The sequence below is a fragment of the Sporofaciens sp. JLR.KK001 genome, assembly GCF_036941055.1.
In the GTDB taxonomy this organism is placed as follows: domain Bacteria; phylum Bacillota; class Clostridia; order Lachnospirales; family Lachnospiraceae; genus Sporofaciens.
This window is the reverse complement of the sequence record NZ_JAYMNO010000002.1, coordinates 522,726-547,064: the sequence shown is the minus strand read 5'-3', so window position 1 is coordinate 547,064 and position 24,339 is coordinate 522,726. Positions and strand designations below refer to the sequence as shown.

Sequence of the window (24,339 nt, the reverse complement as noted above, 5' to 3'; positions counted from 1 at the left end):
GCTTGAAGTGCTGCAGAATCTCTTTCCATTAATGAAGGAGCAGAGATGGCAAAAGCAAGAAAAGATAATAAGGGCAGGGCTTTAAGGAAAGGGGAAAGCCAACGGACAGAGGATATGAGGTATATGTACACATATACTGATCCTTATGGAAAAAGACGTTACATTTACGCAAATGATTTGCGGACGCTTCGTGAAAAAGAGGATAAGTTGCTGAAAGATCAGCTTGACGGCCTGGATGTTTATGCCGCAGGAAACGCAGACTTGAATTTTGTCTTTGACCGTTACATATCAACGAAAACTGACTTGCGGAAAACAACATATACGAATTACAAATATATGTATGACCATTTTGTAAGGGCGGAATTTGGGAAACGGAAGATAGGGGAGATTAAGTATTCCGATGTATTGTATTTTTATTATCATCTGCTGAATGAGAAAAATCTGCAGATTAACACATTGGAAACCATTCATACGGTGCTACATCCAACATTCCAGCTTGCAGTCCGGGATGCAATCATCCGTGTCAATCCCAGTGACGGAGCTATGGCACAGGTCAAGAAGAAACCGGGAAGGAATCATGGTGTTAGACATGCATTGTCATTAGAGCAGCAGAGAGCATTTATGGAATACACCAGGAACAATCCGATATATTGCCATTGGGCGCCTTTATTTACGGTGCTACTTGGAACAGGTGGACGGATTGGTGAGATCATCGGCTTGAGATGGCAGGATCTGGATTTTGAAAACAGGACAATAAGTATAAATCACAGTGTTGTGTATTATCCAATGGATGGTGCAAAAAAGCGACGGAGTGTTTTACAGGTGTCCTTGCCAAAGACGGAAGCCGGTATCCGGGTAATTCCGATGATGGGTGCGGTGTATGATGCTTTTCAGGAGGAACACGAAGCACAGAAAGAGAATGGATTCAACTGCACGGAGATTGATGGTATGACAGGGTTTGTGTTCTGCAACCGTTTTGGGAACGTACATAATCCCCAGACAGTCAACCGGACGATTCGGCGTATTTCAGAGAATTATAATGCGGAGGAAGTGTTGAAAGCGAAAAGAGAGAAAAGGCAGCCGATTATATTGCCACATTTTTCCTGCCATCACTTGAGGCATACCTTTTGCACAAGGTTCTGTGAACAGGAAACCAATATCAAGGTAATCCAGTCCATTATGGGACATGCGAACATAGAAACCACGATGGATATATATGCCGAAGTTACAGACATGAAAAAAACGGAATCAATGAAGAATTTAGCACAAAAATACGATGTATTTTAGGAAAGAGTCCTTGGGTGGGACTTATGTAACAAAAAAGAGTTTTTGCAACAAAATTGCAACGAATTTTGAAATGACAGTACATAATAATGCGTGATAATGCATTGATGCAAACTGTTGGAAAAGGCGTAAATACGGGATAATACATGATAATGCTTTAACCTGAATATTATTCCCGACAATGAAAACGCTTGGCGGAAAAGACCAGTAAAATCAAGGGTTTGCGGACTTAAAGCTAGTATGGTACGACAAGAGTACGACAAAATAAACTCTCTTAAAGGGTTAAAATAAATGATTTTAAATTAAACTCGTGTCAGTTCAAGTTAATATTTTGTACGATAAGGACATTTTTCTAAAAGAAAATTTTAGGGAAGTGTCCTTTTGTTATGGTCAAAAAACAAAATAAGAGATGGAGGAAATGAACATGAGTAGTACAGCGTTAGGAGCAGAGAAAGCGATTATTTTTATCAGCGATGCACATGAAAAATTCTACTATGAGAAATTGAAAGAGGTCAGGTATCAGGACGTGTACCACAAAGCACTTGTATATTGTCTTGGTATCAGTGATGACACAAGAAGGAACATTTACAGTATCTATGATTTTAAGACAGGCTGTGTAAAAACGGAGTGCCTGCATGAAGGCTGGCAGACCAGCGGGAGCGTGAAAGTAGTCAGGATGGCGTATAACCTTTACTGCAACGGTACGCCGAGTGTCCTTGATTATGATGATGCGGAGGAACAGGTGGACGAGTGCAGACGGTACACAGTGGAAGAACTGTTCTGCTGTGCCTATGCGCCCTATTTTTGGCAGGCGGTACAGATTCGTTATCCGGAATATGTAACATATAACCACAACTTGTACGCCATGCTTGGAGGACGGGATTGATGTTAAAAGTCAGGCTTATGGGAACAAAGAACGATATTAAGTGGTTCGGGAAGATTTTACAGAGGAACCCGAAAATCGAAGTGACGGAGTTTTCCGATATGTTCCCAAACAAAGGGACAAAGAAATATTACAGGACTTATGTGGAAGTCAGGAAAAGCAACGTAAAAGAAAACCAGTAGAAAGCAAAGGAGAATTATCATGTGTAAAATAATCGCAATCGCAAACCAGAAAGGCGGAGTCGGCAAGACCACCACCACAAGCAACTTAGGCATCGGGCTGGCAAAACAGGGTAAGAAGGTGCTTCTGATTGATGCGGACGCACAGGGCAGTCTGACCGCAAGTTTAGGCTTTACAGAGCCGGACAGTCTGGAAGTCACGCTTGCAACCATTATGGGGAACTTAATCAATGACGAGGAAGTAGAGCCGGGAGAAGGCATTCTCCACCATGAGGAAGGGATAGACTTAATGCCGGGGAACATCGAGCTTTCCGGTCTGGAAGTTTCCCTTGTGAATGTGATGAGCCGGGAAACGGTACTCCGGTCATACATAGAGATTGTGAAGGAGAGCTACGATTATATCTTGATTGACTGTATGCCTTCCCTCGGCATGATTACCATAAATGCCTTTGCCAGCGCCGACAGCATCTTGATACCCGTACAGGCGGCATATCTGCCCGTCAAAGGCTTGCAGCAGCTTATTAAGACGGTCGGTAAGGTAAAGCGGCAGATTAACCCGAAACTGGAGATTGAGGGGATTCTGCTTACAATGGTGGACAGCCGGACGAATTACGCAAAGGACATCAGCTCCATGCTGAAGGAAGCCTATGGAAGCCGGGTGAGGATATTTGCCAATGTTATTCCCATTTCCGTCCGGGCGGCGGAGATTTCAGCGGAGGGCATCAGCATTTATAAGCATGATCCAAAGGGAAAAGTGGCGTCAGCCTATGATTCTCTGACAAAGGAGGTGCTTGCAGATGGGCAGTAACGCAAAATCGGGAAGCGCAGCAAAGATTACGCTGGAAAAATTTGATGATTTATTCGGCGGGAGTGCCGCACAGGAAAGCGGCGTTGAACAGATTATCAATGCGCCGCTGGCAGAGCTTTATACGTTCAAAGACCACCCGTTCCGGGTGGAAGATGACGAGAAGATGGAGGAAACAACAGAGAGTATCCGGCAGTATGGGGTGCTTGTGCCGGGGATTGCAAGACCGAGGGCAGGCGGCGGCTATGAAATCATAGCCGGACACCGCCGCAGGCGTGGCTCGGAGCTTGCCGGAAAGACGGAAATGCCTGTGATTGTCCGCAATTACACCGATGATGAAGCTACAATTATCATGGTGGATTCCAATATCCAGCGGGAGGACATCTTGCCAAGCGAAAAGGCGAAAGCCTACAAGATGAAATATGAAGCCATGAAGCATCAGGGGAAGAAGTCAGGGAAGAACACCCTTGATGAAGTGGGCGAAGCTGCCGGGGAGAACGCCAAAAAGGTTCAGCGGTATATCTGGCTCTCCCGCCTGTCCGATGAACTCCTTGTTATGGTGGATAATAAAAAGCTCGGCTTCTCACAGGGCGTGGATATTTCCTTTCTGACGGAAGAAGCGCAGCAGTGGGTACAGGTTACTATTGAGGAAAAGGGCTGTAACGTCAGCATGGTGCAGTCGGCAAAAATCAAGGAATATGGCAAGACCGGGGAGCTTACCCTTGCGATGGTGCGCCTGATACTGACGGAGGAAAAGCCGAAGGAACGGAAAGTGACACTGAAAGCGGATAAAATCAGCGAATATTTTGCGGAGGACTGCAGCAGTGAGGAAATAGAGGGCATCATCATTCAGCTATTGGATGAATGGAAGAAAAGACAATAGGAAGGAGGGCGGGCAGAATGGATGGCGGTTTGAAATTCGATTACTATTACGGTGCGGAAGCGGAACAGTTTTCCTTTTACAGAGTGCCGAGGCTGCTGATTAAAGACAGGCGTTTCAAAGGCTTATCCAGTGATGCGAAACTCCTTTACGGTCTGATGCTTGACAGGATGGCATTATCCATGAAAAACGGCTGGTTTGATGATGAGAACAGGGCGTATATCCATTATACGGTTGAGAACATCATGGAAGATTTGGGGTGCGCCAGAGCCACCTGTGCAAAGGTGCTTGCGGAGCTTGACAGCAAAAAAGGGATTGGTCTGATTGAGAAGAAAAGGCAGGGATTGGGAAAGCCGGACATCATATATGTCAAGAACTTTGTCCTTTCAGAGCCGCCCGCAGGTGGGGAAGGCACAGCGGCAGAACCCGCAGGCACTGATGTTTCCACAGAAGTTCAAAAACTGAACTTCAAGAAGTACAAGAATCAGGATTCCAGAAGTTCAGAAATTGAACTTCTGGAAGTTCAAAAAACAGACTTCAAGAGTTTCAAAAAGCAGACTTCTGGAAGTTCAGAAAACGAACCTCTGGAAGTTCAAAAATCGAACCCTAATTATAACAATACTAATTATACTGATCTGAGTTATACCAATCCTATCAATCAATCGGATAGAGGAATAGAAAAACAAGAACCGGGCAAGCCGGATAATGGTATGATTGATGTGATGGATAATGCCACTGCCTACATGGAAATTATTCGTGACAATATTGAATACGAGCATCACATGAAATATGGGGACTGGCAGGATAAGGGGCTGTATGAGGAACTGTATGAGGTTATCTGCGAGATTGTGTGCGTGAAGCGTAAGACGGTAAAGGTCAACGGGGAAGATTACCCTTATGAGCTTGTAAAATCAAAGTTCCTGAAGCTGAACAGCTCCCATTTGGAGTATGTTATCGGGTGCATGAGGGAAACCACAACCAAGATAGCCAACATCAGGGCGTACATGGTGACTGCCCTCTACAATGCGCCTAACACCATGAACCACTATTACCAGCAGTTGGTGCAGCATGATATGTATGGCGGCGGTTGGGAAGAAAAAGGGATGTTCCAGCCCAAAGTGGAAGGAGATGGATAAATGGAATCCATGAGGGATATTGACCGGGTAATGGAACGGGAGATTGCAAAGGGGAGCTGCCCGTTAAGGTTTGTGAGGATAGAATTTGGCAGTTCCCCTTATCAGGAGATTGCGTCAAGGGAAAAGCTGCTGGAGGTGCTGTCCTATCTGCTGCGGATTGGCGATTATGGCAGGTTTGCCGGGAAAGGGACAGGGAATAATGTTTACATGGACTTAAAAGGCAGGAAACCAGCTTTTAAGCGTACCCGATCCTTTATTGACCGGAATACCCTCTTTTCCACAATCCGCAGGTACGGAAAGAAAATAAAGCCGGATTTTGATGGGCATACTTATCTGGAAACAGTGCAGTGCTTCTTTGAACTGCCGGAAGGGGAACAGGATAAATACAGGGTAACATATGACGGGCAGGAAACATTTGCTTTCCCTATGTCGGATAAATATATACTCGGACTTTACACGCACTGTATCTCCGCAAGGCGGGCGGCATCGGCGGATGTGGGTATTCCCGGCACAGGCTTTTCAGAAAAAGAACAGGGGATTGCAAGCCTTGAGGGTGTGCGTGACGTGCTGTTCCAGTGCCTTTTGTTTGACACGATAAAATGCGGGGAGGGCGTATTATATGCTGACCTCTGCACGATTTACTGTTTAAAAGAGAATAAATAACTTTTGGACTTTTTGTCCAGAAGTGGATCAGGAGGGTGCGCTATGGCAGAAATATTTATTACGGAAGAACAGCAGGCGAAGTGCCGGAAGGTGGCGGATGCGTTTGCGGAGCTGTATGAGATGACGGATGTGATGGTGGCGGATGCCGGGAGATTCGGCTTTGTCCGTCTGCAATGGTTCAGTGAGGGAGATGGTTTTGATTCAGCGATGGCATTTTCAGACAGTAAAGAACTGTTTGAGGAACTCTGGCGGATATGGTATGAGCATGAAGTCTTAACGCCTGTGCTTGGTACGCCGCTTGCGGAGCTTGACTATGACGAGATATTCCAGACGCTTTCCAAAGACAGGCAGGAGGAAATACTGGAGAAAAAGAAATATTTTGTAGCCCTGTGTAAAGACGCTTTCGATTAAATTGCATATAATTTACAATTCCGGCGATAAATCTGGTAAAATGGCATCAGTATAAAAGTACAGGAGATGGTCTGAATGAAACCGGAAACAGCGAAAGTAAAGCAGAAAGGCAGGAGCAAAAAGGTATGCCCGAACTGCGGAAGGAAAATGAAACAGCAGTTTATTGGTTTGCAGCATTGTAAATGCGGCATGAGCTGGAAGAAGGACATAGGGTATTTTGAGCGTACCGGGGATATGGTTTTCGCTCTGGAACGTAGGAATATAGGGAAAAAGACGAAGCAGTGTCCGGTGATCCGGTACAGATAATGAAATATGGCAGACAGCGTAAGGGCAGTTATAGACCGTAAACAGCGGTTTGTAGCTGCTCTTTTTGCATTTATAAAACTTTTGGACTTTTTGTCCAGAAGGGGGAAGGAGGTCAGGATGAAAAAGACTGATTATACAGGGAAAAAGGTTGGCTGGCTGACCGTTCTGAAGGAACTTCCGAAGCAAAAAAAGAATGATGTGGTCTGGCTGTGTCAGTGCGATTGTGGAAAAATGATAAACAGGACGTCGGCATATCTTAGGACGGTTGGCACTGCAAGCTGCGGGTGCTATGCGGCGGAGCATCATAAAATGCAGAGGAAGGACATAACCGGGAAAAGGTTTGGGAAACTGGTTGCGGTAGAGCCGACAGGAAATATGTCAGAGCGCAGACAATGTATCTGGAGATTCCGATGTGACTGCGGGAACATTATTGAAAGACCGGCTCCGGAAATAACCAAGAGGAATAACCCTACCCATTCCTGCGGATGCAGTAAAACCGGATATATCGGAAATTCTGAACATGGAAAACAGCATTACCATAACATTGAAAAAAATTATGTCATGGGGACAAACATAGAGCGTATCCGGCGTGGAGATGCAAGCCCGATGAAAAACAACACCAGCGGCTATCAGGGGGTAAGTTTTATCAGCACCCGGAATGTATGGGTTGCCGCAATGCGGTTTCAAGGTTCGCTTGTTTCCAAGACGTGCCATTCTTTAGAGGATGCCATAGCAGCAAGAAAGCAGATGAGGGAGATACGGGATGAATTTGTGGCATGGTATGATTCCCTGTCAGAAGAAGAAAAAAAACAGGCGGTTATCCAGTATGACAATAACCGGGCATTTTTTAAGGCATTCTACAGAAATAAATTAATGGAGATAGCACAGCGTTAGGGCGGTTACAGATTATGCAGATTTGTAACCGTCTTTTTGCGTTAATAAAACTTTTGGACTTTTTGTCCAGAAGCGGAAAGGAGAAATCAGGGAAATGAAACACAAAAAAATAGCAGCAGCCCTCTCTGCGGCTGTGGCGGGAGCAGCGGTATTTGGAAGAATCCGTTATGCGGCAGGGAAAAGGAAACCCAAAGCGGAGAGGGAAAATGACGTACAGAAGGAGAGATTAACAGAGGGGGAGGTGCGTGAGTATCTCCTTCGGCTTTTCCGTTTGTATGAGGATAGTGAGTTTGATGATTTTGCAGAGTTTTCAGGCGAAGGAAGCGAACCGGGGGAATATGCGGCGGACAACTATGCCAGCCAGTTATTCCCTTATATCAAAGAGAACATGAAAGACGTGATGATGCTGGAAGGGGATGATGGTACGGGGAATGAACCGTTTGACATGACGGATGAGCTTTTCTGTTATCCAGCCTGTCTGATAGGCTGCGAAATAAAAGAGCTGTTTTCAGACAGGTTTGTCCTGTGCCTTGAAAATGAGATATGGATGCTGGAAAACGGGGAGTTTGCCTCTGTTTACTGCGTCAGCATTGGAAAGGATGGCGGGCGGCTTTCTTACCGCTTTCTGGATACCTATATCAGAAATCCGGGGGATATTCCAATCTGCTTTGCTGACTTGGAAAGTGGGTTTACGAGGATAATCGAAGCACTGAAAGAAGGGTGGAAGCCGGAGCTGCCATAATCCGGTCAGAAAGGAGAACTTATGAAATATTTAATTCACAGGCTGTACGTCCCACCCTGACGGGGGTACAGCAATAAAAGAAGTAGAAGGAGGAAAACCATGCAGGAGGAAGTGACACAAAAAACGATTGCCCTTGTGTTTAAATCTTCCCGGCTGACTGCCGACGTGCTGAAAAAGGCTATGAAGATGTATCTGGAACACCGGAAACAGGGAAAGCAGATGCCGCATGGGAAAATATCAGTGAAAGAGCTGGTCGGTCAGGGTATGGGCGCTTCGAGCATTGAGGTGACGGATAACAACATCAAGTCCTTTGAGAGAGTGGCAAAGAAGTATAACGTGCAGTTCGCTGTGAAGAAGGATAAGACGGAAAAGCCGCCGAAGCACATCGTATTATTCAAGGGCAAAGATGCCGACGTAATAACGCAGGCATTTAAGGAGTTTGTAAAAGTTAATGAGAAAAAGCATAACCGCATCTCCGTAAAGGAGAAGCTGGCGCAGTTCCGGGAGCAGCTAGGCAAGGATAAAAACCGGGAAAGGGCAAGGGAACACCAGAAGGACAGGGGGCAGTCATTATGAGTAAAATCGTAGAAGGCATTGCCAAAGACCTAAAATCAATCCCTGAAAAGCTGAAGGCAAAAACGGGGAATGTTGACAAAAAGAAACTTCTCCTTATGAACCTCCCCTATGTGCTTGCCGGGTATTTCTGCGACAAGATTGCGTGGCTGTGGCGGGTATCGCCGGGGCAGGACGCTTCCGCAAAGATGATGGCAGTCATGGCGGGGATGGAGGATTTATTTTCCAACCCGTTACCGAGTTTTTATCCAAGAGATTTGCTGATAGGGGCAGGATGCGGCATTGCGCTCCGCCTTGTGGTGTATTTCAAAGCCAAGAACGCCAAGAAGTTCCGGCATGGCATGGAGTACGGTTCTGCGAGGTGGGGGACAGCGAAAGACATTGAGCCTTATGTCGATCCGGTATTTGAGAATAACGTGCTACTCACAGAAACGGAAAGGCTGATGATGTCCGGCAGACCAAAACAGCCGAAGTATGCGAGGAATAAAAATATCCTTGTTATCGGCGGCTCCGGTTCGGGCAAGACGAGGTTTTTTGTAAAACCGAACCTTATGCAGATGCACTCATCGTATGTTGTCACTGATCCGAAGGGTACAGTGTTAGTAGAGTGCGGAAAAATGCTCTTAAAGAATCATTACCGGGTAAAAGTGCTGAATACCATTAACTTCAAGAAGTCCATGCACTACAATCCTCTCGTTTATATCCGGAGCGAGAAGGACATTTTGAAACTCGTAAACACAATCATCTTAAACACAAAAGGGGAGGGGCAGCAGTCCGGCGAAGATTTCTGGGTGAAAGCCGAAAAGCTCTATTACACCGCACTGATCGGGTACATCTGGTATGAGTGCGTGGAGGAAGAACAGAATTTCACTACCCTGCTTGACATGATAAATGCCAGTGAAGCAAGGGAGGATGACGAGGAATTTAAAAATCCCGTTGATTTGATGTTCGATGAGCTGGAGGAAAGAGAGCCGGAGCATTTTGCGGTAAAACAGTATAAAAAATACAAACTGGCGGCGGGCAAGACAGCGAAAAGCATTTTAATTAGCTGCGGCGCACGTTTAGCCCCCTTTGACATCAAGGAGCTGCGTGACCTGACAAGCTATGACGAGTTGGGGTTGGATATGATCGGGGATGAAAAGACAGCGTTGTTTGTCATTATCTCCGATACCGATGACACGTTCAATTTTATCGTGTCAATCATGTACACGCAGCTTTTCAATCTGCTCTGTGACAGGGCGGACGATGTGTATCATGGGAGATTGCCCGTCCATGTGCGCTGCTTACTCGATGAGTTTGCAAATATCGGGCAGATACCAAAGTTTGAGAAGCTGATTGCCACAATCCGGAGCCGGGAAATATCGGCTTCCATTATCTTGCAGTCAAAGTCGCAGCTTAAAGCGATTTATAAGGACAACGCTGACACCATTGAAGGGAATTGTGATACCACCTTATTCCTCGGAGGGAAGGAAAAGACCACCTTAAAAGAGATGGCGGAAATTTTGGGTAAGGAAACGATAGACCTTTACAATACCTCTGACACAAGGGGTACGTCGCAGTCCTACGGTTTAAATTATCAAAAGACCGGAAAAGAATTGATGTCGATGGATGAGATTTCGGTTATGGATGGTGGAAAATGTATCATGCAGCTTAGAGGGGTTAGACCATTCTTCTCCAATAAGTTTGACATCACAAAGCACAAGCAGTACCGGCTTCTGTCCGATTTTGATGACAAGAACGCCTTAGACATCGAAAAATATGTGAAAAACCTGTGTAAAGCAAGAGTCAGGGACAATGACACCATTGATGAGGTGGAGGATGCGGGCGTGATTGAAGCATGACAACTGAATATTGAAAAACTGAATATGGAACCCGTCAACCAGTCGCAGAACTTTTGGACAAAAAGTCCAGAAGTGGAACGGAGTTTTGAATGTACTTGGGAAAGGACAAAACAAAGCGTCCGGCATAGCCAATCGCCAAACTGAATATGCCGGATGCCCGCAGGGTTCTTCCTAAAGGATTGCCCTGTCTTTATCTTACCATAAGGCAGGGCATTTTACACGAAAAAACTCTTTCAGAAACCAGACAAAATTATTTTTGAGAAAGAAAGAGGTAGAAACATGGCATTTTTTACAACAGCGGTAACAGGATTAAAGACAGTCGTAACAGCAATCGGCGCAGGCGTTGGCGTATGGGGCGTTATCAATCTTCTTGAGGGATACGGAAATGATAATCCGGGCGCAAAATCACAGGGAATCAAGCAGCTTATGAGTGGAGGGGGCATTATCATTGTGGCGCAGACGGTGATTCCACAGCTCTCCAGCCTGTTTTCATAAGATAAATGGGCGGCATCATAGACAAAATCACTGATTTCATAAAGGAGATGCTGCAGGGGTGGGTACTTAATAACCTTGATACCATGTTTTCCGATGTCAATGATAAGGTCGGCACGATTGCGGGGGAGGTCAGCAAGACGCCAAGCACTTGGAACGCTGGCATATTCAGCATGATACGGACGCTTTCGGAAAACGTGGTAGTCCCCATAGCAGGCATGATAATCAGTTTTGTGCTGATCTATGAGCTGATAACAATGGTAATCGACAAAAACAATATGCATGACTTTGATACAAGCCTGTTCTTCCGTTTTTTATTTAAGGCTTGTATCGCTGTCATGCTGCTTTCCAAGACCTTTGATATAGTCATGGCGGTGTTTGATGTGGGAAGCCATGTGGTGACGCAAGCGGCATCTTCCATATCCGGCTCCACAAGCCTTGACGTACAGGCTACCCTTACCACCATGTTCAACAACCAGATTGATACAATGGGGATAGGGGAGCTTATCGGTCTTGGTCTGGAAACTATGGTCATCAGCTTATGTATGAAAATCATGTCCGTCCTCATCACCGTCATTCTATACGGGCGCATGATTGAAATATACCTTTATGTGTCAGTAGCGCCAATCCCGGCAGCGACAGTTACCAACCGGGAATGGGGTACAATCGGGACAAATTATTTAAAAGGGCTTGTGGCTCTTGCATTTCAGGGGTTCTTTATCATGGTGTGCGTGGCGATCTATGCTGTGCTTGTGGCGAGTGTCGCAGTGGCGGGCAATCTGCACAGCGCATTGTGGTCGGTTGCGGCATATACCGTAATCCTCTGTTTCAGCTTATTCAAGACAGGCTCATTATCGAAATCAATTTTCAATGCCCATTGAGTACAAAAATACTGTGCTTGGCGGGCATTTCCCACGAAAGGAGCAGACTATGGCAATATCCGTACCAGTGCCAAAAGACCTGAGTGGAATCAAGACAAAAGTGGCGTTGAACCTCACCAAAAGGCAGATTATCTGCTTTTCGGGGGCTGCACTTGTGGGAGTGCCTTTATATTTCCTTACCAAAGGGGTATTGGGGACACAGGGGGCGGCGCTTATCATGGTGGGCGCAATGCTGCCATTCTTCTTTTTGGCAATGTATGAAAAAGACGGTTTCCCGGCAGAGAAGATTTTATACTTCATGCTCCGGCAGAAGGTACTCACGCCGGGAATCAGACCGTATAAATCGGAAAACCTCTACAAGCAGTTGGAGGAACGGGAAAAAATAAGGAGGGAGGTATGTTTCCTTGAAGAAAAAGCAAAAGGCAGAAGCGGAAAAGCAGAAGCCGGGAAAAAATAGACAGACGCCGGAAAAGGCGGGACTGACCTTATCGGAAAAGAAACGCCTTGCGGAGCTTCGGCGTGTGCTTGCCGGGAACAGCAAGGAGCAGGCGAAGCCGGACACCGCACAGAAAACCATTACATTCAAAAAAATGTACCGGGACGGCATCTGTCAGGTGGCGGACAGTTATTACACGAAAATGGTGGAGTTTTTTGACATCAACTATGACTTGCTGGAGGTGGAGGATCAGGCGGATATTCTGGAAGAATACAGCAAACTGATTAACTACTTCGATCCGTCCATAAAGTTCCAGTTGTTCTTATTTAACAGGCAGGTCAGCGAGCAGGCTCTTGCGGAGCAGTTTGACATTCCTCTGCAGGCGGATGATTTTGACGATATTCGTGACGAGTATACGCATATGCTAAAGCACCAGTCGGCAAAAGGCAACAACGGAATCATCAAGTCCAAGTACCTGATTTTCGGCGTGGAAAGCGCCGGGTACAGGGAAGCAAAGAGCAAGTTAAGCAATATCGAGAAGGACGTGGTACGCAATTTAAACAATATCGGCACAAACGCCAGAGGTCTTGACGGGAAGGAAAGGCTGCGTATCCTGCATGAGTATTTCAATCAGGGTACAATGGAGCCTTTCCGTTTTTCATTTAAGGAGCTGTCAGAATCCGGGAAGTCGGTCAAGGACTATATCGCCCCGCCGGGGTTTGACTTCCGCTATCCGAGCCGCTTTAAGTCCGGCAGCATCTATGGGAGCGTGTCTTACCTTGATATGATTGCGCCGAAGTTTACGGACGAGATGGTTAAAAAGCTGCTGGATATTGATGACAACCTCACCCTTACCATGCATATGCAGACCATTGATCCGGTGGAAGCAATCAAGATGATAAAACGTGCGCTCACCGACATTCAGAAAATGAAAATAGAGGAACAGAAGAAGGCTGTCAGAAGCGGCTATGATATGGATATTCTGCCTACGGACATCGTGACTTATGAGAAGGACACGTTAGAGCTTCTGGACGATTTGAACACGAGCAACCAGAAACTTATCAAAATGACCTTCCTCATTGCCTGTTACGGGCGGACGAAGCGGGAACTGGAGAACCTGACGCAGAGGGTGTCCGGCATTATCCAGCAGGCGAACTGCAACCTCAGATGCTTGCAGTATTTACAGGAACAGGGGTTGATGGCGAGTGCGCCGATTGGGTGTAACGATGTGGGGATTGAAAGAAACCTCACCACAAAGAGCGCCGCTGTCCTTGTGCCTTTCTGCACACAGGAGCTTTTCATGCCTGCGCCCGCCATTTATTACGGTCTGAACGCACTTAGCAATAACATGATTATGGCAGACCGGAAAAGGCTGCGTACACCGAATGGGGTGATTTTGGGAACGCCGGGAAGCGGCAAATCTTTTTCTGCAAAGCGGGAGATTTTATCCTGTTTCCTTATCACAAAGGACGATATTATCGTCTGCGATCCAGAGGGCGAGTATTTTCCATTAGTGCAGGCGCTTCATGGGCAGGTGGTAAGGCTTGCCACCAATTCAAAGGATTATCTGAACCCGATGGACATTCAGCTCTCCCATAAGGGGGATAAGGAGGCACTCAAATTAAAGAGCGATTTCCTGATTACCCTGTGTGACCTGATAGCCGGAGGGAAGGACGGTCTGGAAAATGACGAGAAGGGTATTATTGACACCTGTATCAAGCATATCTATGACGGGTATTTCAAACACCCGAAGCCGGAGAATATGCCCATACTGGAAGATTTGTACAATGCGCTGTTAAAGTATGAGCCGAGGGATGTTGCGCCGGAGATGCAGAGGGAAGCGAAGCAGAAAGCGGTTCGGATTGCCAACAGTCTTGTCTTATATGTGCATGGTTCGCAGAACTATTTCAACCACCGTACTAATGTGGATTCCCATAACAGGATTATGTGCTTTGACATTCGTGACTTGGGAAACCAGTTAAAAGAGATTGGAATGTTAATCGTACAGGATGCGGTCTGGAACAGGGTTTCGCAGAACCGGGAACGGAAAGTTGCCACAAGGTACTACTGTGATGAGTTCCATTTGCTTTTAAAAGAAAAGCAGACTGCCATTTACTCGGTGGAGATTTGGAAAAGGTTCAGGAAATGGGGCGGAATCCCAACAGGACTGACACAGAACGTGGGCGATTTTCTGAAATCGGAGGAAATCGAGGGCATCTTGGGGAACAGCGATTTTGTATATCTGCTGAACCAGAACGCCAAAGACCAGCATATCCTGGCGGACAAGTTGGGACTGTCGGAGAAACAGCTTATGCACGTCACCAATTCCGAGCCGGGAAGTGGTCTGATACTGTTTGACAACGTGGTTATCCCATTCGTGGATAAGTACCCGGCAGATACAAAAACTTTTGCGATTATGAACACGAAGCCGGAGGAATCCACAGCGAAGGAGGATGAGGACAGTTAATGGCAGAAAAGAAAGGGAAGAGAAAACAGGATACCGCCTACTGTAAAGAAGCAAATACAGAGTTCCATACAGGAGCGCATAATGCCTTTACAGGTGGCGGCAATGCTGCCTATCAGCCGAGGGATTCCGGCATCGGGAAACCGGGGCATGGTTTGGGCGGGAAAAGGCAGACGGAAAAGAGTATGCAGGCGCAACAGGAAACTTTTGGACAAAAAGTCCAGAAGTCCAAAGAGAGCCAGCCGGGAAAGGACAACAATTTTACAGACAATAAAAGCATGGATTCCCGGAACAGTGATGCCGGACAGCGTAAACCGAACCATGCTTCAAAATCTCATGCGAAAAAGCAGATGTACCAGAACACTTCTGGACAAAAAGTCCAAAAGTCCGATGCAAAGCCGGGGCAGGAGGAAAAACCGGATTTTGTAAAGGAAAACAACACGTTTACCGGGCAGGACAATTTCAATCAGCCGGAGGAAACAGGGAAGAAACAGCCGGATGCGGAAGATTACCACCGGAGGGACACTTACAGGCAGTCGCAGAAAAAAGGGAAGTACCATAAAAAGCGGGTGCAGAAGGAACACCGGAATAAAGGCGGCACGAAGGAAAAAGCGGAAAATAAAACCTTTACGGAGGAATCTTTTACGGAGAATACCGGAAATCTGTTTCAGGGAGAAGGAGATTCTGAATTTACTGGAAGTAAAAAGCTGCAAAAGAAACAGCGGCAGGCGCAGAAAGCCGCAAAAAAGGCACAGAAGGCAAGGGCGAAGCTGCCAAAGACAAGGGAATACACCTTGCAGAGAGTGTTTGACGAGAAAACCGGGAAAGCAAAATATGTGGCTGTCCCTCTGGATAAGGAAAAGCCTTTTAAGCAGGAGGGCGTATCCAAAACCACCATGCGCCGGATGCAGAATGAGGGCAGGAATTTTGTGCATGGGAAAATCGCTGAAACGGAGAAAGAAAATTCAGCGGTGGAGGGCGCACACAAGTCGGAGCAGAAAGTGGAATCGGTTTATTCTTTCGTCAAAAGGCAGATAAATGGGAAAGAGCAGAAACAGCGGGCAAAGATAGCAAAGCTGGAAAAGAAGCAGTTTAAAAAGGAAGTCAATTTCCAGTACCAGAAGTTTCTGGAAGAAAACCCGCAGATGCAGAAAAAGGCATTGCAGAAGCGGTTACAGAAACAGCGCATTAAACGGGAGTATGTCAAGGCGAGGAAAAAAGCGGCGGCAGGAAAGACGGCGGAGCAGGCGTTCCAAAAGACAAAAAACGGTGCGGTCACTGTGGCGAGGAAGTTACAGGAGTTTGCGAGGAAAAACGCCGGACTGCTTGTGACAGTGGGCATCATGGCTCTGCTCCTTATGATGATTATGGTTTCCGTATCGTCCTGTGGGGCGATGTTTGCGGATACGCAGTCCACGATTTTAGCAGCGAGTTATTTAAGCAAGCCGAAAGAGATTGACGCCGCTGATTTACAGCTTACCCGTCTGGAGCTTGACTTGCAGAATGAGATTGACCGGGTGGAAACGGATTATCCGGGGTATGATGAATATTCCTATAATCTTGGGGCAATCGGGCATAACCCGTTTACCCTTATCGGCTATTTATCGGCAGTCCATACGGAATTTACCGCAAGTGAGGTGGAAAGCGAAATACAGGCTCTTTTTGATGAGATGTATACGCTCACACTTACGCCGGATACGGAAACGAGGACAAGGACAGTCACAAAGACAGGCACAAGGACGGTCACTGATCCGGTCACAGGGGAGGAAACAGAGGAAGAATATGAGTATGAGGAGGAAGAAGAATACGAGGTCAGTATCCTCCGGGTGACACTGACGGTCATACCGCTTGAAAGCCTTGTTTCCGGGAAAATGGATACGGAGCAGACGGAGATTTTCGCCATGTACCGGGAAACAAACGGTCTGCTTCAGGAGTTCACATCGCCGCTTAACCTTTACTGGTATTACTATGTGTCAAGCTATTACGGATACCGGAAAAATCCAGCCACAGGGAACGAGGAATTTCACCGGGGCGTGGATATAGCTGTACCGACAGGCACAACCGTTTATGCCGCCCATGACGGTACGGTGACAGCGGCGGCGTATGACAGCCACTACGGGAATTATGTAGCGATTGAGATAGACGGTTACATAACCAAGTATGCCCACATGGACAGCATCAGCGTGGGTGCGGGGCAGGAAGTGGAAAAAGGGGCGGTCATCGGCACAACGGGGAACACCGGGAGCAGCACAGGAAGCCATTTGCATATCGAATGTTTATATGACGGGGAGTATTATAACCCGTTATTTTATTTCGATGTGGGCGAAGGCACGCTTTACGGGGAAACGCCGGGAGGTCTGCCGGGGAACGCCATACCGCCGGATGCCTACGATGACGCATCGGTGCAGGCTCTTATGGAGGAAGCCGCAAAATACCTCGGCTACCCTTATGTGTGGGGCGGCTCAAACCCTTCCACAAGTTTTGACTGTTCCGGCTTTGTCTGCTGGGTATTTACCAACAGCGGGGTGCATAACCTTCCACGAACTACAGCACAGGGGATTTATGACCAGTGTACTCCGGTTTCCGCATCGGACGCAAAGGCGGGGGACATTATCTTTTTTACCGGGACTTACAATTCTGCCGGGGCAGTGAGCCATGTGGGGATTTACTGCGGCAACGGGACAATGATTCACTGCGGAGATCCGATCAGTTACGCAAGCATCAATTCGTCCTATTGGCAGAGCCATTTTTACAGTTTTGGAAGATTAAATTAAGGAGGCATTTATGACAAAGGAACGCATTGAAAAGGAGCTTTCCAAAGTGGATGCGCAGCTTGAATCCTTACAGGCAAAAAAGAAGGATTTGGAAGAACAGAAGCGCATGGCGGAAAGAGCCGAAAAAATGGATATTATTGAAAAGCATAAAATCTCGTCCGAGAAGCTGCAATTACTTATCAAATTCAGCGAGGACGAGATTTTGAAGTTATTGGAAGAAAAAGAAAACGCAAAGGAGATGGCAGGAAATGAAGAAAAAGTTATCAGTTAGGGCGGCGGTGTCGCTGCTCTTGTCAGCATTATTGTTCTGTATGCCCGTAGGGGCGTTTATGGCGAACAGCGGGAATACGGTAGATGCCTATGCGGAGGGTACGATTACAGAGGAAAGCGGCGGAGCATCGGAAGAAAACAGTACCGAAGGGGAAACAGAGGAAACCGCCGGAGCAGAGGAAAGCACTGAAACCGGGGAAAGTTCAGAGAATGGGGAGGATGAAACCGGGGAAACAGAAACCGAGTCCGGAAGTAATGAGGAAGAAACGGAAAGCGGGACGGTATCCGGGAACGAAGTACCTGAACCGGAATGTACCTGTAAAGAAAAATGTACACAGTATTCCGCTGACAAAAATTGTGAGGTCTGCAAGGGGGATTACAGCTTATGCGAATATGTGAACCCGAATGTAAAAATCACAATCTCCACTCCCTCCGGCTGGCACAATGACACCACGAAGGTACATATTTCCATTGAGGACGTGGTACACTCCGGCAACTTCTCCATAAAGACGGTGCAGGCGAAAGTGGCGCAGAATGGGAGCTGGACGGACGTAACAGAGGATATGTATGTGGAGATTTCGGAGAATACCACCGTCTATGTGCTTGTGACAGACCAGAAGGGCAAAACCTATGAGAAAAACCGCTATATGAAGTGCTTTGATTTCACGAAGCCTACCTTAAACGCTGCGGTCAGCGACGGTCTGCTCTCCATACAGGCGCATGATACGGATTCCGGCATCAAGGCAGTGTATGTGAACGGGTATGAATTTACGGAGCTTACAAACGGTGTCCTGAATATCCGTCTGCAACAGTTTGACGCAGGCTACCAGTATTTTACCATTTCCGCAATGGATAACGCCGGGAATATGTCGGAGGTCTACAAAACAGCCAACCCGTATTACACCGATTCGGAAAAAGAGGACGGAAATGAGAAGAACCCGGCAGAGCAGCTCCCGGTGAACGCACAGGCTACCAAGCCTTCCTCCGCCACCGCACAGGTGACGGAGCATACCAAGACGGACAGTGACGGGAACACCGTTTCCGAAAACAGCCTTGCAGAGCAGAAAAAGCAGGCAATGGCGGAAGCGGCGGCATCGGAGAAAAAGGAGGAATCCGGGGAAAAGGAGAAAAGCGAAACGGGAAAGGAATTTTACACAATCCAGACTGCATCAGAAAAAGTGTTCTATCTTATCATTGACCGAGACGGGGAGGAAGAAGTGGTTTATTTCCTGACCGAAGTTACGGAAAATGACCTGCTGAACGTGACAGCGGACAACGGCGAAACCTTGCCGAAAAATTCCGCTGCACTGGAGTCCGCAATCCCTGTGACGGAGGGCGCACTTCCCAATAACAACGGGGAACAGGGGAAGGAAGAAGAACTTACGGAAGAACCCGCAGAGGACGGGGAGGGGGAAAACACCGAAGAACCCGAACCTGAGCCGGAGAATCCAGAAGAAAACCCGATGGCAACCTATATCATTCTTGGGATTGTGGCGGTTGCAGCCATTGGCGGCGGCTATTATTTCAAGGTAGTCCGGAAAAAGAAAGAGGAATTTCTTGACGAGGACGATGATGAGGAGGACGAGGAAGAAGAATATGACGATGATGAGGAAAACGAGGGCAGTGAGGATGATTTCTTTGAAGATAAAGAAGGGGAGGATGACTAAATGCAGTTAGTGATAGCGGAAAAACCGAGTGTTGCAAGGAGCATTGCGGAAGTGATCGGCGCATCGGAAATCAGTGACGGATATATGGAGGGGAACGGATATATTGTGAGCTGGTGCGTGGGGCATCTGGTGGAGCTGGCACAGCCGGAAAGTTACGGGGAACAGTGGAAGAAGTGGACGTATGAGAGCCTTCCAGTCAAGCCGGAAAAGTGGCAGTATGAGGTGAAGCCGGACACAAAAGCGCAGTATGACATACTGTACCAGTTGATGCATCGGGAAGATGTGTCGGCTACGATTTGCGCCACCGACGCCGGACGGGAGGGGGAACTTATCTTCCGTCTGGTGTATGAAATGGCAGGCTGTGAAAAGCCGATTAAACGCCTGTGGATTTCCTCAATGGAAGAAACCGCCATTCGTGAGGGATTTGAGAATTTGCAGCCGGGAAGCGATTACGATAACCTGTACCATTCCGCACTGTGCAGGCAGGAAGCGGACTGGCTTGTGGGCATCAACGGTACAAGGCTGTTCACCGTCCTGTATGGCGGAAAAGTTTTAAAGGTGGGGCGGGTGCAGACACCCACCCTTGCGATGCTGGTAGACAGGGAAGCAAAGATTATGAATTTCCAGAAGGAAACATATTACATGGCGCATATCCTGATGGACGGGATAGATGCCGCCACCGGGCGCATAGATGACAAAAAGAAAGCAGATGGGATTGCGGGGGCTTGCCGGAACGGGCAGGCTCTTACCACGTCCGTTGTGAAAGAGGAAAAAGCAGCCATGCCGCCGAAGCTCTATGACCTTACCACGCTCCAGAGGGATGCGAACCGTTTATTTGGTTTCACCGCAAAGCAGACCTTAGAGTACACGCAGAGCCTTTATGAGAAAAAGTTAGCCACATATCCGAGGACGGACAGCCAGTTCTTATCCGATGATATGGGGCAGACCGCAAAAGATGTCATTGAAGCGGTGTTCAGCTCCCTCATGTTTGAGGAAAACAAAGCGTCCAGCCCGGATATAAAAAGGATTCTGAACAGTAAAAAAGTGACAGACCACCACGCCATTATTCCCACAATGGAGATAGGGAAAGCTGACCTTGCGGCATTGCCGGAAACGGAGCGCAAAATTTTATCCCTGATTGCGAACCGCCTGTTATGCGCCACCGGGGAGAAGCATCTGTATGAAACAGTCAAAGCGGAGTTTTCATGCAATGGATATACTTTTTCGGTTTCCGGCAAGTCCGTCACGCATAACGGGTGGAAATCTTTTGAGGATGCCTTTAAGCGTTCTTTTAAAATCTCCGGGAATCATGAGGAAGAAAAAGAGGAAAAGAAACTGCCGGAACTGTCGGAGGGACAGTCATTTGACGGTGTGCAGGCAAAAGTCAGCGAGCATTTCACAAATCCGCCCAAGAGATTTACAGAAGATTTATTATTATCCGCAATGGAACGTGCCGGGGCGGAAGATATTGGGGCAGATGCAGAGAGGAAAGGCTTGGGTACGCCAGCAACAAGGGCGGACATTATTGAGAAGTTAGTCAAGGACGGGTTTGTAAAGCGTGAGAAGAAGCAGATCATACCCACAGAGGACGGATTGAAGCTGATTACGGTGCTGCCGGATGTGGTGAAGTCCTCGAAACTCACCGCCGATTGGGAAAATGCCCTGACACTGGTAGCGAAAGGGGAGCTTCCGATGGAGGACTTCATGGCAGATATTGAAAACATGGTGTCGGAACTAATACACACCTACCATGAGGTCAGTGACGAGCAGAAAAAGATGTTCGCACAGGAGCAGGCGGCTCTTGGGGTATGCCCGAACTGCGGCGGTCAGGTGGTAAAGGGAAAATTCGGTGCGTACTGTGTGAAAAAATGCGGTATGAACGTGAGCCGGGTAATGGGAGCTGTCCTTAGCGATGCACAGGTAAAGGATATGCTTGCCGGGAAGAAAATCCTGTTAAAAGGGTTAAAGAGCAAGGCGGGCAAGCCTTATGATGCCTATATTATTCCGAGTGGGACGGAAGAATACCGTTACACCAAAGACGGGGCAGAAAAAAGCGGGGTACAGTTTAAGTTTGTCATGGAGTTTCCGAAAAAGAAATCTTCTGGCGGGAAGAAAAAATAAGGGAGGAAGAAAGATGTTTACAACCGGGGATAAGTTATTAAACGTGATGAAAGAGGAAGAAATCAGCATTATGGAGCTTTCCAGAATGTCGGGAGTGCCGGAGAGGACAATCATGGATATTCTGGCGGGCATCAGAGAGCCGGAGTTTGGCGTGGTATGCAGGATTGCGGACGGACTTGGCATCTGCGTCCATGAACTTCGTGCCGATGAGGAACAGTATGCCATATCCGTACAGAAAGATACCCTTGCAAAGCTGATTGTAGTCAGCGAGATTAACGGAGTGGAGCTGGAGGAACTGATACATACCATTCTGGAAAAGGGTATTGAGGAACATGGTTTCTATGAGTAATGAAGGGAAGTAATAGGAAACAGGCTGTGAGATATTGCTACATATATCTTACAGCTTGTTTTTGTTAAGGCTAAAAGTAGCTTGATTTGCGTACATAATTTGGTAAAATAAATATGTTATAGACAATAATAGTATACCGGACGTTGGGAGTGGAGAAAATTGGATATTACAAATTTTTTAAAAACCAAATTAGATGAAAACAGATTAATGGAGGTTGTGAAAACAGAATCCTTATATGCTAATGTTGGGAATGGATATTTAAAACAGCTATTTGCTATCATGCATCAAAGATATAATGTGCTTTTTGAGTTTATGAAATCAAAGAAAAAAGGTAATGGACATTTTAATGCATCAGAAAGTAGAGAATTATTAAAACTGATAAAGTTGTATGAGGATTTACAGTATGTATTGAGAGAAACACCTTTATCATTTAAATTAGATAATACATATGATTCTATGCTCAAGTTCTGTAAGAGTTTTCTTCAAGAGTCTAACGGTAGCGAAATACCGAATGACTTACCAGAGTTTAAGATAAAAGAATATGAACCAATATTTTTTATATCACAAATTATATCAGTACCAGTTGTCAATAAAATTCTAAATTATGAATTGAAGTTTATCGGGGAAGGTTCTTATGCAAAGGTGTTTAAATACAAGGATACGTTTTATAATAAATTTTTTATATTGAAACGAGCAAAAGATAATCTGACTGAAAAAGAACTTTTAAGATTCCGGTTGGAATTTGATACTATGAAAGAATTGAAATCTCCATATGTATTAGATGTTTACAGATATGATGATGCTAATAACGAATATTATATGGAGTATGCGGATGAAACATTATATGATTTTATTAAAAAGAATAACAACAAATTGAGTAGAAAGCGTCGCAGGGGAATTGCGTATCAAATATTTAAAGGATTCTCATATATTCATTCAAAAAAATATTTACACAGAGATATTAGTTTTACCAATATTTTGTTACAACACTATGATAATGAATTGAGTGTTGTAAAAATATCTGATTTTGGTTTGGTTAAAATCGAGCATAGTAATCTTACTAGCTTTGGAAGTGAAATAAAAGGTTCGTTGAATGATAGCAATTTACAATTTGTAGGGTTTGTGAATTATAATATGGAGTATGAAACATTTGCGCTTACTAGGCTAATTTATTATGTTATGACAGGTAAATATAACCTTGAGAATATAAAAAATGAGAATATAAAAAATTTTGTTTTAAGAGGCATAGAACCTAATATAGACAAGAGGTATCATAGTGTAGACGAAATGAAAGAGGCATTTGAAAAAGCGTTTCCTTTAATTGAATTTTAACAGTTTTGGAGATAGGAATATTATGGGAAAAAATTCAGACGATAATAAGGATTACGAAGAATACAAAGTTAAGGTTCCTAAATATGATAAGGAAGGAAATGATATTACTGGAGATAAATTAGGAAAAGGCGGTAGGCATCGGGGAAATGGCACGTTTTCTGCTATGGCATATGATTTTCAGCCATTAGAAGAATCGGAGAGTAAAGAATCAAGAGAATATTTAGAACGGAAATTGATGATTCTGGCTCAAGAGGAAAAACAGGCTGAAATAGAAGAAAGACAATCTACTTTTGATACAATTAATAATGTGATGGATACCATTAACAATGTTCTAAATTTTATAGAAGAACACCCAGAAATAATTGAGGGAGTAATTAGGGCAAGTAAGAAGGCAAAAGTTATTGCAACAAAGGGAAGAGATAAATTTATCGCTTTGGTACACAGAGAAAAACAAGAATTACCGAATTTGGAGGTATCGAATATTTCAGAGAAGAATATAGTAGATACTTCTGAAAAGTGTATTTCGGAAAATAATTACCAGAAAAAAGAATATATAAGTCTTGAAGAAGCGAGGGAATTAGCTATTGGAATCTTGTTAGATTACATTAATATGAAGAAAAAAATAGACAGGCTTTCAAATGCTGACTTTGATAGAGCAGAGATGCCAAAGTTAGATGTGAATCAGGTTACACTTGATTTAAATTTGCTTATCGAAAAATATCCTGCATTAATGGATGATAAAACTTCTAGTAGTGTGTTATCGCTATTGAGATTGAATACAGATAAGGTCGAAAATGATAAGATTAAGGAAATATTGAAAATAGGTATTGATAGTAGCAAAGGGAATGGTATACAGGATAGGTATTACAAAAGTACATAGCATTAATATAACATATTGAGTTGCACTTAAGAGAATCTTAGGTGCTTTTCTTATATGAAAATCATAGGAAAGGAGC

Annotated in this window: 24 protein-coding genes; all 24 read left to right on the top strand. The window is 45.6% G+C overall.

From position 1 onward, the window contains the following. Positions 1 to 45 precede the first annotated feature (45 nt). The 24 genes from VSQ62_RS27880 (at position 46) to VSQ62_RS27765 (ending at position 24,263) form a co-directional block, all read left to right on the top strand. Positions 46 to 1,287 carry a tyrosine-type recombinase/integrase gene (locus tag VSQ62_RS27880; protein ID WP_016222124.1) on the top strand — a complete coding sequence of 414 codons (1,242 nt, stop codon included), beginning with the start codon at positions 46 to 48 and terminating at the stop codon, positions 1,285 to 1,287. Positions 1,288 to 1,708: 421 nt separating this feature from the next. Beyond that, the gene (locus VSQ62_RS27875) at positions 1,709 to 2,170 is read left to right on the top strand and encodes a DUF6075 family protein (protein WP_016224660.1); all 462 of its coding nucleotides are present in this window, start codon (positions 1,709 to 1,711) and stop codon (positions 2,168 to 2,170) included. Then, on the top strand, positions 2,170 to 2,349 hold the full coding sequence (locus VSQ62_RS27870) for a hypothetical protein (protein WP_004066881.1): 180 nt from the start codon (positions 2,170 to 2,172) through the stop codon (positions 2,347 to 2,349). Before VSQ62_RS27875 ends, VSQ62_RS27870 begins: the two co-directional genes overlap by 1 nt. 19 nt (positions 2,350 to 2,368) lie before the next feature. Next, a complete protein-coding gene (locus tag VSQ62_RS27865) occupies positions 2,369 to 3,154 on the top strand; it encodes a ParA family protein (protein WP_334638220.1) in 786 nt (261 codons plus the stop codon). Further along, complete coding sequence (locus VSQ62_RS27860; protein ID WP_016307635.1) at positions 3,144 to 4,034, top strand: ParB/RepB/Spo0J family partition protein; 891 nt, start codon at positions 3,144 to 3,146, stop codon at positions 4,032 to 4,034. The genes VSQ62_RS27865 and VSQ62_RS27860 overlap by 11 nt, the downstream gene beginning before the upstream one ends. Positions 4,035 to 4,051: 17 nt before the next feature. After that, a complete protein-coding gene (locus VSQ62_RS27855) occupies positions 4,052 to 5,167 on the top strand; it encodes a DUF6017 domain-containing protein (protein WP_334638219.1) in 1,116 nt (371 codons plus the stop codon). Continuing rightward, the gene (locus VSQ62_RS27850; protein WP_016226258.1) at positions 5,168 to 5,830 is read left to right on the top strand and encodes a hypothetical protein; all 663 of its coding nucleotides are present in this window, start codon (positions 5,168 to 5,170) and stop codon (positions 5,828 to 5,830) included. Positions 5,831 to 5,872: 42 nt separating this feature from the next. Next, positions 5,873 to 6,241 carry a hypothetical protein gene (locus tag VSQ62_RS27845; protein ID WP_016226257.1) on the top strand — a complete coding sequence of 123 codons (369 nt, stop codon included), beginning with the start codon at positions 5,873 to 5,875 and terminating at the stop codon, positions 6,239 to 6,241. Between the two features lie 75 nt (positions 6,242 to 6,316). After that, entirely contained in the window at positions 6,317 to 6,547 is a 231-nt protein-coding gene (locus VSQ62_RS27840) for a hypothetical protein (protein ID WP_016226256.1), read from the top strand. A 117-nt stretch (positions 6,548 to 6,664) separates the two neighbouring features. Beyond that, the gene (locus VSQ62_RS27835; RefSeq protein WP_016226255.1) at positions 6,665 to 7,441 is read left to right on the top strand and encodes a hypothetical protein; all 777 of its coding nucleotides are present in this window, start codon (positions 6,665 to 6,667) and stop codon (positions 7,439 to 7,441) included. 94 nt (positions 7,442 to 7,535) lie between these two features. Further along, a complete protein-coding gene (locus VSQ62_RS27830) occupies positions 7,536 to 8,183 on the top strand; it encodes a hypothetical protein (protein ID WP_334638218.1) in 648 nt (215 codons plus the stop codon). Positions 8,184 to 8,282: 99 nt separating this feature from the next. Then, positions 8,283 to 8,759 (top strand): PcfB family protein, encoded by a 477-nt coding sequence (locus VSQ62_RS27825; RefSeq protein WP_016307629.1) that lies wholly within the window; start codon positions 8,283 to 8,285, stop codon positions 8,757 to 8,759. Continuing rightward, positions 8,756 to 10,597 (top strand): VirD4-like conjugal transfer protein, CD1115 family, encoded by a 1,842-nt coding sequence (locus VSQ62_RS27820; RefSeq protein WP_334638217.1) that lies wholly within the window; start codon positions 8,756 to 8,758, stop codon positions 10,595 to 10,597. Before VSQ62_RS27825 ends, VSQ62_RS27820 begins: the two co-directional genes overlap by 4 nt. A gap of 279 nt (positions 10,598 to 10,876) precedes the next feature. Then, entirely contained in the window at positions 10,877 to 11,092 is a 216-nt protein-coding gene (locus VSQ62_RS27815; RefSeq protein ID WP_004070260.1) for a Maff2 family mobile element protein, read from the top strand. Between the two features lie 5 nt (positions 11,093 to 11,097). Further along, positions 11,098 to 11,970: a VirB6/TrbL-like conjugal transfer protein, CD1112 family gene (locus VSQ62_RS27810; protein ID WP_089774867.1), complete on the top strand. Its 873-nt coding sequence runs from the start codon at positions 11,098 to 11,100 to the stop codon at positions 11,968 to 11,970. A 49-nt stretch (positions 11,971 to 12,019) separates the two neighbouring features. Further along, positions 12,020 to 12,427 (top strand): PrgI family protein, encoded by a 408-nt coding sequence (locus VSQ62_RS27805; protein ID WP_089774869.1) that lies wholly within the window; start codon positions 12,020 to 12,022, stop codon positions 12,425 to 12,427. Continuing rightward, positions 12,375 to 14,873 (top strand): VirB4-like conjugal transfer ATPase, CD1110 family, encoded by a 2,499-nt coding sequence (locus tag VSQ62_RS27800; protein WP_334638216.1) that lies wholly within the window; start codon positions 12,375 to 12,377, stop codon positions 14,871 to 14,873. The genes VSQ62_RS27805 and VSQ62_RS27800 overlap by 53 nt, the downstream gene beginning before the upstream one ends. Continuing rightward, positions 14,873 to 17,644, top strand: a complete 2,772-nt coding sequence (locus VSQ62_RS27795) for a CD1108 family mobile element protein (RefSeq protein WP_334638215.1) — start codon at positions 14,873 to 14,875, stop codon at positions 17,642 to 17,644. The genes VSQ62_RS27800 and VSQ62_RS27795 overlap by 1 nt, the downstream gene beginning before the upstream one ends. A gap of 10 nt (positions 17,645 to 17,654) precedes the next feature. Next, the gene (locus VSQ62_RS27790; protein WP_004070252.1) at positions 17,655 to 17,915 is read left to right on the top strand and encodes a hypothetical protein; all 261 of its coding nucleotides are present in this window, start codon (positions 17,655 to 17,657) and stop codon (positions 17,913 to 17,915) included. Next, positions 17,893 to 19,581 carry a CD1107 family mobile element protein gene (locus VSQ62_RS27785; protein WP_334638214.1) on the top strand — a complete coding sequence of 563 codons (1,689 nt, stop codon included), beginning with the start codon at positions 17,893 to 17,895 and terminating at the stop codon, positions 19,579 to 19,581. Before VSQ62_RS27790 ends, VSQ62_RS27785 begins: the two co-directional genes overlap by 23 nt. After that, entirely contained in the window at positions 19,582 to 21,702 is a 2,121-nt protein-coding gene (locus tag VSQ62_RS27780; protein WP_334638213.1) for a type IA DNA topoisomerase, read from the top strand. It begins immediately after the preceding gene. A 13-nt stretch (positions 21,703 to 21,715) separates the two neighbouring features. Beyond that, a complete protein-coding gene (locus VSQ62_RS27775; protein WP_334638212.1) occupies positions 21,716 to 22,051 on the top strand; it encodes a helix-turn-helix domain-containing protein in 336 nt (111 codons plus the stop codon). A 159-nt stretch (positions 22,052 to 22,210) separates the two neighbouring features. Beyond that, positions 22,211 to 23,383, top strand: a complete 1,173-nt coding sequence (locus VSQ62_RS27770; RefSeq protein WP_334638211.1) for a protein kinase family protein — start codon at positions 22,211 to 22,213, stop codon at positions 23,381 to 23,383. A gap of 22 nt (positions 23,384 to 23,405) precedes the next feature. Further along, on the top strand, positions 23,406 to 24,263 hold the full coding sequence (locus tag VSQ62_RS27765; protein ID WP_334638210.1) for a hypothetical protein: 858 nt from the start codon (positions 23,406 to 23,408) through the stop codon (positions 24,261 to 24,263). Positions 24,264 to 24,339 lie beyond the last annotated feature (76 nt).

What these genes read in the sequence shown, in the direction of transcription:
- VSQ62_RS27880 (WP_016222124.1), top strand. Translation starts at nt 46, where the DNA reads ATGGCAAAAGCAAGAAAAGATAATAAGGGCAGGGCTTTAAGGAAAGGG.
- VSQ62_RS27875 (WP_016224660.1), top strand. Translation starts at nt 1,709, where the DNA reads ATGAGTAGTACAGCGTTAGGAGCAGAGAAAGCGATTATTTTTATCAGC.
- VSQ62_RS27870 (WP_004066881.1), top strand. Translation starts at nt 2,170, where the DNA reads ATGTTAAAAGTCAGGCTTATGGGAACAAAGAACGATATTAAGTGGTTC.
- VSQ62_RS27865 (WP_334638220.1), top strand. Translation starts at nt 2,369, where the DNA reads ATGTGTAAAATAATCGCAATCGCAAACCAGAAAGGCGGAGTCGGCAAG.
- VSQ62_RS27860 (WP_016307635.1), top strand. Translation starts at nt 3,144, where the DNA reads ATGGGCAGTAACGCAAAATCGGGAAGCGCAGCAAAGATTACGCTGGAA.
- VSQ62_RS27855 (WP_334638219.1), top strand. Translation starts at nt 4,052, where the DNA reads ATGGATGGCGGTTTGAAATTCGATTACTATTACGGTGCGGAAGCGGAA.
- VSQ62_RS27850 (WP_016226258.1), top strand. Translation starts at nt 5,168, where the DNA reads ATGGAATCCATGAGGGATATTGACCGGGTAATGGAACGGGAGATTGCA.
- VSQ62_RS27845 (WP_016226257.1), top strand. Translation starts at nt 5,873, where the DNA reads ATGGCAGAAATATTTATTACGGAAGAACAGCAGGCGAAGTGCCGGAAG.
- VSQ62_RS27840 (WP_016226256.1), top strand. Translation starts at nt 6,317, where the DNA reads ATGAAACCGGAAACAGCGAAAGTAAAGCAGAAAGGCAGGAGCAAAAAG.
- VSQ62_RS27835 (WP_016226255.1), top strand. Translation starts at nt 6,665, where the DNA reads ATGAAAAAGACTGATTATACAGGGAAAAAGGTTGGCTGGCTGACCGTT.
- VSQ62_RS27830 (WP_334638218.1), top strand. Translation starts at nt 7,536, where the DNA reads ATGAAACACAAAAAAATAGCAGCAGCCCTCTCTGCGGCTGTGGCGGGA.
- VSQ62_RS27825 (WP_016307629.1), top strand. Translation starts at nt 8,283, where the DNA reads ATGCAGGAGGAAGTGACACAAAAAACGATTGCCCTTGTGTTTAAATCT.
- VSQ62_RS27820 (WP_334638217.1), top strand. Translation starts at nt 8,756, where the DNA reads ATGAGTAAAATCGTAGAAGGCATTGCCAAAGACCTAAAATCAATCCCT.
- VSQ62_RS27815 (WP_004070260.1), top strand. Translation starts at nt 10,877, where the DNA reads ATGGCATTTTTTACAACAGCGGTAACAGGATTAAAGACAGTCGTAACA.
- VSQ62_RS27810 (WP_089774867.1), top strand. Translation starts at nt 11,098, where the DNA reads ATGGGCGGCATCATAGACAAAATCACTGATTTCATAAAGGAGATGCTG.
- VSQ62_RS27805 (WP_089774869.1), top strand. Translation starts at nt 12,020, where the DNA reads ATGGCAATATCCGTACCAGTGCCAAAAGACCTGAGTGGAATCAAGACA.
- VSQ62_RS27795 (WP_334638215.1), top strand. Translation starts at nt 14,873, where the DNA reads ATGGCAGAAAAGAAAGGGAAGAGAAAACAGGATACCGCCTACTGTAAA.
- VSQ62_RS27790 (WP_004070252.1), top strand. Translation starts at nt 17,655, where the DNA reads ATGACAAAGGAACGCATTGAAAAGGAGCTTTCCAAAGTGGATGCGCAG.
- VSQ62_RS27785 (WP_334638214.1), top strand. Translation starts at nt 17,893, where the DNA reads ATGAAGAAAAAGTTATCAGTTAGGGCGGCGGTGTCGCTGCTCTTGTCA.
- VSQ62_RS27780 (WP_334638213.1), top strand. Translation starts at nt 19,582, where the DNA reads ATGCAGTTAGTGATAGCGGAAAAACCGAGTGTTGCAAGGAGCATTGCG.
- VSQ62_RS27775 (WP_334638212.1), top strand. Translation starts at nt 21,716, where the DNA reads ATGTTTACAACCGGGGATAAGTTATTAAACGTGATGAAAGAGGAAGAA.
- VSQ62_RS27765 (WP_334638210.1), top strand. Translation starts at nt 23,406, where the DNA reads ATGGGAAAAAATTCAGACGATAATAAGGATTACGAAGAATACAAAGTT.